The sequence below is a fragment of the Chloroflexota bacterium genome (genome assembly GCA_016197225.1).
Classification (GTDB): Bacteria; Chloroflexota; Anaerolineae; order Anaerolineales; family VGOW01; genus VGOW01.
Window position 1 is genome coordinate 1 of record JACPWC010000101.1, and the last position, 13,978, is coordinate 13,978.

11 protein-coding genes, 1 pseudogene and 1 riboswitch are annotated in these 13,978 nt (G+C 59.4%); of the genes and pseudogenes, 5 read left to right on the plus strand and 7 right to left on the minus strand.

Annotated features, from left to right (window positions below; genetic code table 11):
* Positions 1–1,389 (minus strand): Ig-like domain repeat protein (locus tag HYZ49_16870; GenBank protein MBI3243957.1); only part of this gene is annotated, 1,389 nt, incomplete at its 3' end.
* Positions 1,390–1,462: 73 nt separating this feature from the next.
* A riboswitch (cyclic di-GMP riboswitch) is annotated at positions 1,463–1,571 on the minus strand.
* Between the two features lie 402 nt (positions 1,572–1,973).
* On the opposite strand from HYZ49_16870, the gene sppA reads away from it, so the two are divergent.
* From sppA to HYZ49_16890, 4 genes are all read left to right on the plus strand, one after another.
* Positions 1,974–3,767 (plus strand): signal peptide peptidase SppA, encoded by a 1,794-nt coding sequence (gene sppA / locus HYZ49_16875; protein ID MBI3243958.1) that lies wholly within the window; start codon positions 1,974–1,976, stop codon positions 3,765–3,767.
* A gap of 70 nt (positions 3,768–3,837) precedes the next feature.
* Positions 3,838–4,326, plus strand: a complete 489-nt coding sequence (locus HYZ49_16880) for a low molecular weight phosphotyrosine protein phosphatase (protein MBI3243959.1) — start codon at positions 3,838–3,840, stop codon at positions 4,324–4,326.
* Between the two features lie 63 nt (positions 4,327–4,389).
* Positions 4,390–5,628 carry an MFS transporter gene (locus tag HYZ49_16885; GenBank protein ID MBI3243960.1) on the plus strand — a complete coding sequence of 413 codons (1,239 nt, stop codon included), beginning with the start codon at positions 4,390–4,392 and terminating at the stop codon, positions 5,626–5,628.
* Positions 5,629–5,768: 140 nt separating this feature from the next.
* A complete protein-coding gene (locus HYZ49_16890; protein ID MBI3243961.1) occupies positions 5,769–7,427 on the plus strand; it encodes a SulP family inorganic anion transporter in 1,659 nt (552 codons plus the stop codon).
* Between the two features lie 8 nt (positions 7,428–7,435).
* Here the strand turns inward: HYZ49_16890 and HYZ49_16895 are convergent, their stop codons facing one another.
* Complete coding sequence (locus HYZ49_16895) at positions 7,436–8,572, minus strand: BtaA family protein (GenBank protein MBI3243962.1); 1,137 nt, start codon at positions 8,570–8,572, stop codon at positions 7,436–7,438.
* Between the two features lie 6 nt (positions 8,573–8,578).
* Here HYZ49_16895 and HYZ49_16900 point away from each other — a divergent pair, with 6 nt between their 5' ends.
* The gene (locus HYZ49_16900) at positions 8,579–9,169 is read left to right on the plus strand and encodes a hypothetical protein (protein MBI3243963.1); all 591 of its coding nucleotides are present in this window, start codon (positions 8,579–8,581) and stop codon (positions 9,167–9,169) included.
* Here HYZ49_16900 and HYZ49_16905 read toward each other — a convergent pair.
* The 5 genes and pseudogenes from HYZ49_16905 to HYZ49_16925 all read right to left on the minus strand — a co-directional run bounded on the left by HYZ49_16905 (position 9,151) and on the right by HYZ49_16925 (position 13,851).
* Entirely contained in the window at positions 9,151–10,479 is a 1,329-nt protein-coding gene (locus HYZ49_16905; GenBank protein MBI3243964.1) for a phenylacetate--CoA ligase family protein, read from the minus strand. The two genes, HYZ49_16900 and HYZ49_16905, sit on opposite strands and share 19 nt — an antisense overlap.
* A 2-nt stretch (positions 10,480–10,481) precedes the next feature.
* Positions 10,482–11,405 (minus strand): phosphatidate cytidylyltransferase, encoded by a 924-nt coding sequence (locus tag HYZ49_16910; GenBank protein MBI3243965.1) that lies wholly within the window; start codon positions 11,403–11,405, stop codon positions 10,482–10,484.
* Positions 11,383–11,988 (minus strand): CDP-alcohol phosphatidyltransferase family protein, encoded by a 606-nt coding sequence (locus tag HYZ49_16915; GenBank protein MBI3243966.1) that lies wholly within the window; start codon positions 11,986–11,988, stop codon positions 11,383–11,385. The genes HYZ49_16910 and HYZ49_16915 overlap by 23 nt, the downstream gene beginning before the upstream one ends.
* Positions 11,989–12,366: 378 nt before the next feature.
* Positions 12,367–12,947 (minus strand): annotated as a pseudogene (locus HYZ49_16920) (cyclase family protein).
* A gap of 103 nt (positions 12,948–13,050) precedes the next feature.
* The gene (locus HYZ49_16925) at positions 13,051–13,851 is read right to left on the minus strand and encodes a GxxExxY protein (protein ID MBI3243967.1); all 801 of its coding nucleotides are present in this window, start codon (positions 13,849–13,851) and stop codon (positions 13,051–13,053) included.
* Positions 13,852–13,978 lie beyond the last annotated feature (127 nt).

Sequence of the window (13,978 nt, forward strand, 5' to 3'; positions counted from 1 at the left end):
ACCGCCCAGAACCACGTTCGAGAATTGCGTCGCCGTTGTCGCCAAAGTGTAATTGATGGCGTCACCACCAACCACTTGGCCTACCACCGTTGCGGTCAGCGTCGGGTTCAGGTCGCCGTAGGTCTTGCTCTTGTTGTTGGCGGTGACAGTGGCGTTTGCTTTGTTCACCGTCTGTGTCACACTACCGTTACTCGAATTGAAACCGGCGGCTCCACCATAACAAGCAGTAATGGTATGGGATGGAACAGTTAGTGTTGACGTCGAGAACGCCGCTTGTCCGCTGCCATTAAGCGCGGTTGGCCCGGCGAGTGTGGTCGTGGGTGCTGCACACGTGCCACCTTCGATGAAAGTTACACTGCCGCTTGTCACAGCAGTAGTACCAACTTTCACTGAGGCTGTAAACGTCACGTTATTTCCGTAAGTTGACGGATTTGACGAAGAAGCAACCGTTGTAGTCGTGTTTGCGTTGCTGTTGAATGTGACGGTCAGACTTCCATTCGCGCCAAATATGCCACTGCATGGATTTGTCGTACCCGTGCAAGTCGAAGAACCGAGATTGCTAGGAGCGCTCCAGCCCCCGAATGTCGATCCGCCGCTGGCGCTTGCATTGAATGTCACAGTCGCACCGTTATCCGAGGTTGTAATATTATTGGACCCCCCGCACGAGCTCGTAACAGTCACCGGACCTGGAACGGCTGTGCCGGTGCCGCCGCATGCAACCGGTACATTAATGGTCCCCGAGCTTACGGAGAGCGTCACTGAACCTGTGCCGGTGCCCGCGAAGGGTAGCTTCCAGCTACGGGCATCCGTAAAGTCCGTCGTTGCAGCACCCGAAACCACACCGTAAGCGTATACATGATATTGAGCCACAAACCAATCTGGCAATTGGAATTGATAAGTGAATCCACCGTTATCATCTGCCAGCACATCTACAGAGAGTCTCCAGCTATCACCGAGAACATCGTTGACGATGAGATGCACTGACTCGCCGGGCTGCCAGTTGCCGCTGGTAAGAATGACGGTTTCGCCTGCAAAGTAATCATCTTTATCGCTTTGAATGAAAGGGGGAGGAGGAGGGGTGATTTCGACGGTCGGCGTAGGCTCAAGGGTCGGCGCGTCGGTAGCCGCCGCCGTCTCCGTCACGACGGGCGCATCGGTCGGCGCCTCCGTCGCAGGGGGTGCGTCGGTCGGCGCCGCCTCGGTTGGCGCATCAGTCGAAACCGGCGCATCCACCGGCGTGGTCACCTCAGGTGGCGTGTCGGTATCGGGCGTCTGGGCAAACGTTGGGCCCCCGGCCAGGCCGGCCAACAGCAGGGCCGCGGCCACCAGGGCCGTCAGGCCGACTGAGTATATTCGCGTCCAGACATTGAGTCGTCGGGTCTTTTTCATGGTGATTTATCTCCCTCTTTAACAGATGATTACAGCGCAGGAGCGTTGTATGTAACAAAAAAACCGGCGCGCATTATTACGGCCGGTTTCGCTATTAGCTCCCTGAAGGCTTAGCCAATCCTATTTTAGCGGACTGGTCAGCGACCAAATTAGGCCCTCAGATCAATGCCTCCATGCGACGAGATGCATCGATCAATTAAGGAAGGCCGTGCCAGCTACCTCAAAGAGGCGCCTGAAGGCTAGGTCTTGGTCGTCCTCTCGATGATCGAGTGAATGTCTATTTATTTGATGAGCGCTTTAGAGTCTCCCCGCGAGTCTCTGGAAGAATTAGGCGTTTTCAACCTATGTTCAATTCGTGAACCGTCAAAATAAGAACGAGCCCGATTGTGCAAATTCGCAACTGCAGGATGTAATAGTACTTTTTCGAGAATGTATCAGTACATTTTTGAAAGGGGTTGACTTTGATTAAGTGGAGAACGCCCCACCTAATAAACCGTTAGCGTTTCTGAATGGGTACGGCTATGTCAAAGGCGCGTCATAGGAAATAACTCCTATAACAGGTGCTCTCTGGTAAACTTACCCACATGAATTTCGACGCCTTCAAAACCTCCACTGTTGATTTGTGGGATAACACCCGCGTTACCCTCCACAACCTGCGCGTCCGCCTGCGCCCGGCCTCGGTGGACTACGTGATCCTCGGCCTCGGCGGCTCACTGCCCGAATACATTCCGTCGCCGCCCAAGTGGCACAAGTGGATTCCGGTTGATCTCGGCTTGACGCCAGGCGGCCCGTCGCTCACCGGCCTGCGCTACATCTTCGATCAGATCGTCGAAGACCCGCGCCCGCTCGGCGTGCTCGTCCAGAATTACGGGCTGGACGTTGGCTGGGCCACGGCCCAAAGTGTGCGCGACCTCTTCAGCCGCTTCCGCGCGCGGGGCAAGAAGGTCGTGTTCTACTCGCCCTCCTTCGACATCCTCGACTACTACGTTGCCACCGCCGCCGACGCCATCATCATTCCCCCGCCCGGGCTGTGGGCCGTGATCGGCTTGCGGAGCGAACTGACCTTCATCAAAGACACGCTCAACACTTACGGCATTCGGGCCGAAGTGGTCAACGTCTCGCCCTACAAAACCGCCTGGGACACTTACGCCCGATCCGACATCTCGCCCGAACACCGCGACATGCTCACCTGGCTCATGGATGGCCGGTACGAAGCTGTGGTCGAAGCCATTGCCTCCGCCCGCAAGCTCGACCCGGCCCGCGTGCGAGAGCTGATCGACTCCGGGCCGCTCAACGCGCAGGCCGCCCGCGAGGCCGGGCTGGTGGATGCGGTTTTATACGAAGATGGCTTGGCCGAATATCTGGCGACGCCGGCGCAAAAAGTTGCTAAAGCAAAACCAAAGTGGCAACCGCCGTTTGCCAAAAAAACAGAGTCCGGCCCCCCACCCAAGCCGACGGCTAAACTCCAGCGCTGGGGCGCAGTGCGAGCCTCCCTTCGCCGTCCCATCCGTTGGCGCTCGGGCAAATACGTCGGCATCATCCCGCTCGAGGGCACGATTGTTTTGGGGCGCAGTCAATCCCTTCCGATCCAATTGCCCTTCCCCATCCCTTTCTTTAGCAATCAACTGGCCGGGTCGGAAACCATCGTCCAGCACTTTCGCGACGCCGAGAAGGACAATGAGATTGCGGCCATTGTGCTCTACGTGAACTCACGCGGCGGCTCGGCTCTGGCCTCTGATTTGATCTGGCACGAAGTGGAGCGGGTGCGGCGCAAGAAGCCGGTGGTGGTGTACATGGGCGACTACGCCGCCTCGGGCGGCTACTTCGTGTCGGCGGGCGCACAGTGGATCATGGCTCAGCCACTGACCACCACCGGCTCCATCGGCGTGATTTCATTAAAGGTGGTGACTGCCGGCCTGTACGAAATGTTCAAAGCCAATCGCGTGATTCTGCAACGCGGCGCGCGAGCCAGCATGTTCGCCGACGACGCGCCCTTCTCGCCGGAAGATCGGGCGTCAGCTCAGGCGCAAATTGATCACTACTACGCCGACTTCAAAAATGTGGTGATGAACGGGCGCAAGATGGATGAGCCGACTCTGGAAGAAGTGGCCGGTGGCCGGGTGTGGCTGGGGCGGCAGGCGCTGGGCCACAAATTGGTGGATGCATTGGGCGATTTGAATGATGCGGTTGAAAAGGCAAAGGAGTTGGCGAAACTGCCGGCCAACCGCTTTACGCCCAACGCCTGGTACAGCGGCAGTGGCGGCAACCTGCTCCCGCCGCCTTTTCCCTCGCAGGTTGCCAGCTTCATAGCCGCCATCCAAACTGCCTTGCGCGAAACAGCGTGGATGATTGACCCGGTTGAGATCAAGATAAGATGACGACAGACGATGGACGAAAGCAGTCGTTGCCCGTCGTCTGTCGTCGTTCGTCCATCGTCGTCACTCAAGCATGACTACTAAAATCCTCTTCGTTTGCATGGGCAACATCTGCCGCAGTCCGGTGGCCGAAGGCGTGTTCAATCATCTTGTGGCGCAGGCAGGCCGCGCTGGCGAGTTCCAAGTGGACTCTGCCGGAACCGGCGACTGGCACGCCGGCCAACTGCCCGACCCGCGTTCGCGAGCCGTCGCTCACAAACACGGCCTGGCCCTGAGCCACCGCGCCCGCCAGATCGAACACGCCGACTTCAGCCGCTTCGATCTCATCATCGTCATGGATCGAGACAATCTCTCTGACCTGCGCTCGTTCTCGTCGCTCACGCCTGAGCAACGCGCCAAAGTCAAACTCCTGCGCGAGTTCGACCCGCAAGCCAACGGGAATCTTGAAGTGCCCGACCCGTACTACGGCGGCCCCGAAGGCTTCGAGCGCATGTATGAGATGATCGAGCGCTCGGCGCGTGAGTTGTTAAAATCCGTCCCGCCTGAAAACAGTAATCAGTGAACAGCGGCCAGTGATCAGTGCCACTATCCACTGTTCACTGCCCACTGTTCACTACTCACTGCCTTGCCCCGCTTCCCCGCCCTGGCCTCGCGTGACTTTCGCATCTTCTGGGTCGGCCAGTTCATCTCGCTCATCGGCACCTGGATGCAGAGCACGGTTCAACCGTATCTGGCTTACCGCCTCACCGGCCAGCCCATTTATCTGGGGCTGGTAGGGTTTGCCGCCACCCTGCCCACGCTCCTCTTCACTTTGCCCGGCGGCGTCTTTGTCGAGCGGATGGACAAACGCAAAGTCGTCATCATCATGCAAGCGGTGATGATGGTGCAGGCCTTCGTGATGGCCTACCTGGCTCTGAGCGGCGTGATCAACATCTGGCACATCATCGCCCTGGCCTTTGTCCTGGGTTCGGCCAACTCTATCGAAATCACCGCCCGCCAAGCCATGCTAATCGAGTTGGTAGGCAAGGAGGCGCTTCCTAACGCCATCGCCTTGCAGTCCACCATCTTCAACACGGCCCGCGTGCTGGGGCCGGCCTTTGCCGCGCCCTTCCTTCTGATTCTTGGCAATCAAGGCGAAGGCTGGGCGTTCTTCGCCAACGGCGTGAGTTACCTGTTCGTCATCGTCGGCCTGCTCATCGTGCGCACTCGCCCACAAGCCAAACCCGCCTCCGGTCGAAGCGCCCTGGGCGAATTCATGGATGGCCAGCGCTTCATCAGGGAAGCGCCAGTTGTGTTAGCGTTGATTCTCATGGCAACCGTGCTCGGCTTCTTCGCTTTTCCGTTCAGTCAGCAAATTCCGGTCATCGCCCGGGTGACGCTCGCCCAAGCTGCCGACACTCAAGCGGCAGTCGCGGCGCGGAATAGCGCCCTGGTCACCGCCCAGGGAGTCGGCGCGTTGATCGCCGCTGTTGCCCTCACTGCCTTCAGCGCCATGCACCATCGCGGGCGTTTGCTCACCATTGCCCAAACAGTTTTCGGCGTCGCCTTCCTCAGCCTGGCCCTGACGAAAACTCTGCCGCTCGCTTTGTTCTTCATGGTATTCGTCGGCTGGGGAACCGTCACCCAACTGGCGACGACCAACACCTTGATCCAACTCAGCGTGCCGGATCATTTGCGCGGGCGCGTCATCAGCACCTATCTCTGGTCACTGCAAGGCGTCGCCCCGTTCGGCAGTTTGTTCATCGGCTGGATGGTGCAGGCCTGGGGCGTGCAGGCGGCGCTGTTGGTGAGCGGCTCGGTGAGCTTGCTCTCTGTTGTCGCCTTGAATCTTTACACGCCAACGCTGAGGCGGGTTGAGACTTAGCTTGATAAAAATCACCAGCCGCATATAATTCGCTTCCAGCCAACTCAAACTTTAATTGAAATGCAACAAGCCCGCCTGGCCTCGTTGACCGACGACGGACTCAGGCATGTTTGCGTTAAACCACAGGAGAAAAAAGCCCCATGCCTCGCCGTAGTTTGCCCCGCCTCTTGAAAGACGAATTCACCGGTTACACCGCCGACAAGTTTCGACAGGACACCCTCGCCGGTCTCACCGTCGCCGCCGTGGCCCTGCCGTTGGCCCTGGCCTTCGGCGTGGCCTCCGGGGCCACCGCCGCCGCCGGGCTGGTGACGGCCATCCTGGCCGGTCTCGTCATCGGCGGCCTGTCGGGCGCGCCTTATCAAATCTCCGGGCCGACCGGAGCGATGAGCGCGGTGCTGATCGTGCTGGCGCAGAAATATGGCCTGAGCGGAATTTGGATCGCGGGTGTTCTTTCTGGTATCTTGTTATTAGTAATTGGTCTATTGCGATTGGGCCGCTTCATCGCCTTCATTCCTGCGCCCGTCATCAGCGGCTTCACCTCCGGCATCGCTCTCATCATCGCCATCGGCCAGCTTGACAACCTGCTCGGCGCGCAAACGCCAAAAGCCGAGTCGGCGGCGCTCAAATTTATCGGCTACTTCAAGGGTGGCTACGTGCCCGACTGGCACACGCTGGTGCTTGGCGGCATCGTCATCGCCGCCATGATTCTGTGGCCCAAGAAGTGGAACGCGCGCTTCCCGGCCTCCCTGCTCGGCATCATCCTGGCCACTGGCTTCAACGCCGTGTTCAACTGGCCGGTGAAGATCATCGGCGACATTCCGCAAACATTACTACTCAGCGACCACCTCACGTTTGCCGCCATCCCGTGGACGAATTTACGAGACTTCATCGCACCCACGTTGACCATCACCGCTCTCGGCGCTGTTGAGAGTTTGCTCTGCGGGGCAGTCGCCAGCAACATGACCGGCATTCGCTTGCAGGCTAATCAGGAATTGATCGCCCAGGGCGTAGGCAACATCCTCATCCCCTTTTTTGGCGGCGTCCCGGCCACAGCGGCCATTGCCCGCACCAGTGTCGGCATCAAGTCCGGCGGGCAGACGCGCCTGGTCAGCATTATTCATGCCCTCGCCATCCTGGCTTCAATGTTCATCCTGGCCCCGGTCATGTCGCGCGTTCCGCTGGCGGCGCTGGCCGGGGTGTTGATCGTGACCGCCTGGCGGATGAACGAGTGGGAGTCGATCCACTACATCTTCAAGCACCGGCTCAAGACGGCGATGATCACCTTTAGCATCACCATGCTGGCGACGATTACGCTTGACCTGACGCAGGCGATCCTCATCGGCGCGTTTCTGTCGGGCGCGGTGTTCTTGAACCAGAGCGCCAGCATTGATATTGAGGTGCAGGAAGTGGACGTGGAAAAACTGCGCGGGCGCGGCATTGAGAACGCCGGCAAATGCCGCCACGTGCGCGTGGCCTACCTCACCGGCCCGCTGTTCTTCGCCGCCACCGGCAACTTCAACGAAGCTTTTGCGAAACTCAACGAAACCCACGCTCTGATTCTTTCGATGCGCGGCGTGCCGCTGGTGGATACCTCAGGCTTGCAAGTGATGCTCGCCCTGCATGAGCGCCTCACGCACAGTGGAGGCACTTTGATGCTGGCCGGAGTCCACGACGACGTGCGGCGCATGTTGGAGCGCGGCGGATTGGTTGAGGCGATTGGCGAGCAAAACTTCTTCTGGAGCGCCGACCAGGCGATTGTGGAAGCCGAGCGGCGCGGATGCGCGCATTGTGAAAAATGACGTTGCGATCAACTTCTCCGGCAAAGCAAGTGCACGCCGGCGTACACGCCCGTTCGTTCCCGCGCCACCCAATTCGGGTCAGAGATGTTTTGCCAGCGACTCAAAATAGAGTCGGGCAAACGATAGCCGGGATCAATGGAACGGAACAGAACCCTGGCCTCCGGGGCGGCGGCCTCTTGCAAAACATCCCACCACCTAATCGTCTCCTCTGCTGACAACCAGTCCGGCGCGTCGAGCAAATTGAAACGGGTGACGGACGACGGCGGAACGTCACTAAGGAAAATTTCAGCCCGCCCGACGCGGGTCTCGATTCGAGTCACGGCCTCTTTTAATCGGGCGAAGTTCTCAGGCCGCAAGTAAGGCGGCGGTACAAGATAGCGGCCCAGCAAAACTTGTTGCCAGAGGAAGTTATCGCGGGCCGGAGAGGTGCTCATGGCCCGCCGAATCCCCGCCGCCAGAAAACTAGCGAACTGCCGGCCACGCACCCGCCGCGCTTGATGCGGATGAGCGCCAAACATGAGAAGGATCGGCAACTGCTCGGCGAACGGTTTGGCGAGCGGATTCCACCAGCGCGAGTGAACACGCTTGAAGTAGAAGTCGGCCTGCTCGGCCAGCGACTGGCACTCAAAGACTCGCGCCAGCGCGCGCGAGCCGCACACCACCCTCAAGTAAGTTCGCAGAAGCCACAGCGTCCGCCCGAACACGCCGGCCCGGTATAGCCCGGCGCGCACCAACCCAAGATTCGCGTCCCAGAAGCGGCGCGTCTCATCATCAACGTGAGAGCGCAAAAGTTGATGATAGATGCCGTGAGCGCGCGGCGCAGGCGCGAGCGAGAAGAGATGCCAGAAGTCGGCGTAACTCAACTGTTGGGCCGCCGCGATCTTCAAGTTGAGCAGATAAATCTGGGCCGGGTTGAGGTCAACGGCGTAAATCTTCTTCGGCCCGGCGAGGGCGCAGGCCAGCACATTGTCGCCCGCCGAGGCAATGGCAAATATCACGTCATCACCACCGAGAGCCAGCGCCTGTTTGTCCACGTCCGGGTCTTCCCAGGTCTGGTTGAACACCAGCCCGGAGCCGAACACGAGACGTTCAAGCAAGCCCTGTGTCAAAACCGGCTTGCTCGTCGCAGGTGTTTGGGATAGCATGGAGCTATGACCACCTCATCACTCTACACTCGCCTCGAACGGCACAGCGCCTCAACACTTTCAATCGTCATCGCCTTTCTCTGGGGATTGGCCGAGGCGACTCTCTTCTTCCTCGTCCCGGACATTTATCTCGGCCTCGTGGCCTTGTTCAACTGGCGGCGCGGGCTGTGGGGGACTGCCGCCACCGTGGCCGGGGCCATCGTCGGTGGCGGGGTCATGTACGCGCTGGCGGCCAGCAACGGCCCGGCCATGCTTCAACTGCTCGACCGAGTCCCGCTCATCAACGCCGGCATGATAAGCAACGTCGGCGAACAGATGCGAAGCAATGGACTGCTCGCAATGATCAGCGGCCCCTTGCAGGGCATCCCGTATAAAGTTTATGCCGTGCAGGCTGGAGCGGGACGCTTGCCTCTCATTTCGTTTCTGCTCCTCACCATCCCGGCGCGGCTGGAACGAATCCTGCCGGTCGCCGTCGCGGGCGCAGTCGTCGGCGTCGTCTTCAAAAAGTTCGTTCGGCGTTACACCGCACTCGTCGTCGGCGCGTACGGTTTAATGTGGCTGGGCGTTTACGTGCTGTACTACTTCCGGTTTCGCTGAGTGACGTGCGACACAATGGGATGATGCTTGCCCCCGCCCGACCGTTTGATCTCCGGCACGACCGTCACCCGGACGTTGATCGGCTCCCCGACCAGTTCCAGGAATCTCATTCTCACCGCCTCTGACATGGGTTGCATGTAACCCGCCCCCGGCACGATCTCGATCCGCACCTCGTCAACCGCTTCCTGAATCATGGTGAAGGCGGCGATGTCGGCTCCGACTTCGAGCAGGAAGCTGTACGAAGCATCCAACAGCCAGCCGGACGTGAGCACCCGCCCACTGGGCAGGATGAACTGATCGAGCTTGCGCCCGCCGAGGTCGCGAATGGCGCGAAAGGTTCGGCCACACGAGCAAGCCGAGTCGTCGAGAACCGCAAAGTCTCCCTGCCGGTAACGAATGAACGGCATGGCATAGTTGTGGAGATAGGTGCCGACCACTTCCCCCTTCTGGCCGACGGCCAAAACCTGATCCGAGTCGGGCGAGAGGATCTCCAGATAGGCCACATCCTCAAAGATGTGATAAGTCTTGTCCCGGCACTGGGCGGCAACGTGAGTCAACTCTTCGGTCGAGTATTCGTCGTAAACGCCGCAGTTGAAGAGGGCGGCCAGATCGTCGCGCTCCTGCTGGGTGGAAAGTTCAGAGGAAACCGAAATGGCCTTGAGGCGAAGTTGACGGCATCCTTCCGGGCCAAGCTCGTTGGCGATGGCGCGCAGGTGGCTGGGATAGCAAGCCATCAGGTGCGGGCGCAGGTCGCGCAGGCGAGAGAGAATTTGCGGCGTGGGTGTCAGAGTCGGGATGAGCGTCATTGGATACAGGCCGAAGAGCGAGCGCGCCGGATACTCTGAGGTGTAGATGTAGACGAGGTGATGCCAGGGCAGGTACGAGCCGTAAAGCTCGAAGAGGCGGTTCATGGCCAGGCCTTGAATGCCAAGCCGGTCGGCTTGATGCACCACGTTGAGCACCTGGCCGGTGGAGCCGGAACTTTTGGAAACCAGACAGCGGCTCAGGTCGAGGCCGCGCGCCAGCGCCCCGTTTGGATAGGCGGCCAACACGTCGTTCTTGCTCACCGTTGGGAAGTGCTTGAGGTCATCAAGTGTTTGCAAATCGCCTGGCTTCACGCCTGCCCGATCATATTTCTCGTGATACAAAGCGACGTTGTGATAAGCAAAGTCTACGAGGCGCCGCAGTTGCCGGAGTTGATAGGCCCGAATGGACTCGCGACTCTGGTAGGGCCGTTGGCGAAACGGGAGGAAGTTCCACGCGATGTTGAGGGTGTTGGCGATCATTTCGCAGGGGGTAAACGAGCGCATGGTTACGGCTTTCCGTATTCCAGAACCAGGTGAGTGAAGTAGTAGACGAGCGGGATGACGACGACCATGCTGTTGGCCCGGTCGAGCAGGCCGCCGTGGCCGGGGAGAAAGTCGCCCCAGTCTTTGCTTCCAGCCACCCGTTTGATAAGCGAGCTGATCAGGTCGCCCCAGGCCGCGCCGAGGCCGATGATGAAGGCCAGCGCAATCTTGTGCGCCAGGACGAATTCAGGCGGCAGGGCAAAGTTGAACAGGGCCACCGCCACGCCCGCGCCGATGAAGTCGCCGAGCAGGCCTTCCCAGGCTTTGCGCGGATTCACTTCGGGCGAGATGATGCGCCGGCCAATGAGCTTGCCGACGGTGTATTGCATCACGTCGCTGAGGGCCACGCCCACGCCGACCAGTATGACCAGCCCCACGCCGCCCGCTTGCTTGAGCAGGATCAGGTGGCCGATGGACCACACCAAATACAAGTAGCCGCGCCCGGCGTACGAAAGCTGAAGGTAGAGGTCGGCCACGTCGCGGGTGAGGATCGGGACGAGGGTGAGGAGCAGGATCGAGGCGGCGGGGAGGGCGAAGTAGAGCGTCGGGAAGAACTGGGCGATGAGGAAGGTGGCGGGAATGAGGGTATAAAGGTAAATGGCGTAAGGCCGCTCCACGCCGACCACGCGCACGTATTCAACGGTCACTCGATAGAAAAAGAACAACAGGATGGCGGCGGCGGCCAGCCCGCCGACGAAGGTGGCGACGAGGAACAGCGGGGCGATGATCATCCAGCCGATGAAGCGTTTGCCCAGTTCGCCGGTCAGCCCGGCTTTCAGGTCCTTGCGGGCGAAGAACAGCACCAGCCCGAAGCCGAAGACGAGCAACACTCCGACAATCTTCAACGATGGAACGAAGAGCGGGTCAGCGAGAGGATTGCGCCACATAGATGATCCGTAAACGTTGGACGACGGTGATGGCCGCCGCCAGCGAGGCAAACGCCAGGTACCAGTTGTAGCCGGCCAGGTTGCCGCTGAAGAGAGGGTAGAGGGTGAAGAGGGCGAGTGAGATCATCCGGTCGCCTTTGCCGAAGAGGCCGCCATACACCCGCGCCCCACCCAGCGCCTTGCCGAGAATGCCGAGGTAGGAGACGCACAGGATGAGGGCCAGAGCCAGAGCCGCCCAGCGCGAGTCGGCGTAACCGCCGAAGGCCAGGCCCAGAAAGATGGCGCTGTCGGCGAGGCGGTCGCTAAATTCATTCTTCACCTCACCCCAGGCGTCGGCCAGGCCGATCTCGCGAGCCACGAGTCCATCCATCAAATTGAATAGCAGTCGCAACAACAGGCAGGGCGGCGCGAGCCACAGCCAGAGCGTGGACGACCCGGCGCGCAAGAATGCAAAGGCCGCCACGAGCGAGAGGCCGAGCGCGCCGTAAGTGAAAACGTCCGGGTGGACGCGGTTGCGGACGCAGAAGGCGACGACGGGCCGAAGCGCCTTTTGCCAGTTGGATTTGGTGGAGTAGATGCCCATTCTGCCTTCCAGTCTATGAGGCGGGTTTCAAACATTTAACGTAACTGCTCAGGCTAGTTTTTTAGGACGCAGATGAACGCGGATAAACGCAGATTTTCGTTGATATCTTTTTGGTGGTTTTATCTGCGCGCGAAGCGTCTGCGAAATCCGCGTCCTGATTTTTTGCCCTGAGCAGTGTGACTACTCAGGCATCCTGATTTATCCGCAGATTACACAGATTTTCACAGAAAAAATCTGCGGTAATCTGCGAAATCTGCGGATTTCTTGAGTGATTTGCAAAGGTGCTTGAGCAGTGACTGAGCAGTTACCATTTAACGACAAAAGGGTTGTCAATCACAGAGGCAAAGGTGTCAAAAACTGTCATCTTCATTGAGCAGGTCAGGCTTGGCCGGCCCAGGCCACGGCCCGCACCGGCGATCCATCCAGCCCGGCCAGCCTCAACGGCAAAACGAAAACTGATACGTCCTCCCCGGCTCAAGCTGATCCAGCCGGGCCAGGTTCTCGACGATGAGCACGTCACTGCCCAGCAAAATTTCGTGGGCGTGCGTCGTGCCTCGCGTCGTCGAGTCCACGTTCAGGGCATCAATCCCCACCAGCGTGACACCCGCCTCAACCAGATAACGCGCCGCCTCAGGCGAGAGAAACGGGTGGCGCAAGTAGCGTTCCGTCTTCCAGAAACGATCCCAGCCGGCGCGAATGATGACCGCCCCGCCCTTCACGCCGCTAAAAGCTTCCGGGCCGATCTGTTCGTCGTCGCCCTGGGTCACGAGGACGACGCCTGACACAAGAAACCGCGTTAGCGGATACTCGTCAATCGGCTTGCCGCCCGGCACAAAGTGGGAGGCGGCATCTACGTGTGTCCCTGTGTGCGTGCCAATGTGCAGTTCTGTCACGCGCCAGGGCGGCGTCATCTCGGCTGGCACGAGTCGCGGCGCCGGGTCGCCGGGGTAAAAGGTCATGTCGTTTTCTAGGGGGTGGGTGAGGTCGTAGAGGGTTGGCACGGTAAAGAACGCGGATGGGTGGACGCGAAGCGAACGGATCGACTCTCGCCAGTCAGCAGCATCAGGTTTTTAGAATGATTGGCTGGAGAGCGAGGCTGTGAAAGTTGGCCAGGATGCCGAGCGGGATTTGCTCTACCCGTTGCCAATCTTTGAGGTTGTTGAACCTGATCATGTCAACATTCGTCACAGCCACCGGGAACACCAGCGCTTCATCGCCGATTCGAAGATGAGCAAACTTGATGTCGGCGACAGGCTCGCCCCGATAGACAACTTTCATTTCCTTCTGCGGGCGAACGGGCAACCCCTGCAGTTTTAGTTCGTGGCAACAAGCATTCGCATAAATGCGGTGGATGAAGCCTGCCCCCAGAGTGGTGTGAACCGAATACAATCCGCCCACCACTTCGCGGATGAGTTCCGGCGCGACCAGGCCGGGCGGCGCTTCGGATACAGCTTGCTCAATCACCCCGGCTGACGTTTCGACCGGGCGCGGCTCAAAGTAAATCCGTTCAAATTCCGGCTGTAGCCCGCCGAAATTGAACAGCAACGCGACTCGTTTGTCGAAGGCTTTGAGGTAAGAGAACGTCTGAGCCTTATGCAAACGGGTCAGGCTTGGAGCTACTTTGATTTCGACAATGACCTCTCCTGCCGTAAACAAGTCTAGCCGCTGAAGGCCAACAAGCTGGCCTTTATAAAAGACCTGATACTCATCCTGCCGATTGCACACAACCCCTTCCCGCCGAATGTCATGCATCATCGCCTTCTCGTAGACGAACTCGGGATACGTGTGACTCGTGCCGTTATAAACGTCGTAGTAAACGCCGATGATTTTCCCGGTGAGTTCTTTGTAGAGAAGGTCGGCCATGATAACTCCGATTGGTGGAATTTAACGGATCGGCCTCGCAGAGAAGAAATCCGTTCGCTTCGCGTCCACGCATCCGTCGTTCTTGCCCTAAAACACGGATTGGCGGAATTTAACGGATCGCGTCCGG

Excerpts from the sequence above, each read along its gene's own strand:
- HYZ49_16900 (MBI3243963.1), top strand. The coding sequence starts at position 8,579 with ATGACCACCTCATCACTCTACACTCGCCTCGAACGGCACAGCGCCTCA.
- sppA (MBI3243958.1), top strand. The coding sequence starts at position 1,974 with ATGAATTTCGACGCCTTCAAAACCTCCACTGTTGATTTGTGGGATAAC.
- HYZ49_16910 (MBI3243965.1), bottom strand. The coding sequence starts at position 11,405 with ATGTGGCGCAATCCTCTCGCTGACCCGCTCTTCGTTCCATCGTTGAAG.
- HYZ49_16895 (MBI3243962.1), bottom strand. The coding sequence starts at position 8,572 with ATGCTATCCCAAACACCTGCGACGAGCAAGCCGGTTTTGACACAGGGC.
- HYZ49_16915 (MBI3243966.1), bottom strand. The coding sequence starts at position 11,988 with ATGGGCATCTACTCCACCAAATCCAACTGGCAAAAGGCGCTTCGGCCC.
- HYZ49_16925 (MBI3243967.1), bottom strand. The coding sequence starts at position 13,851 with ATGGCCGACCTTCTCTACAAAGAACTCACCGGGAAAATCATCGGCGTT.
- HYZ49_16890 (MBI3243961.1), top strand. The coding sequence starts at position 5,769 with ATGCCTCGCCGTAGTTTGCCCCGCCTCTTGAAAGACGAATTCACCGGT.
- HYZ49_16905 (MBI3243964.1), bottom strand. The coding sequence starts at position 10,479 with ATGCGCTCGTTTACCCCCTGCGAAATGATCGCCAACACCCTCAACATC.
- HYZ49_16880 (MBI3243959.1), top strand. The coding sequence starts at position 3,838 with ATGACTACTAAAATCCTCTTCGTTTGCATGGGCAACATCTGCCGCAGT.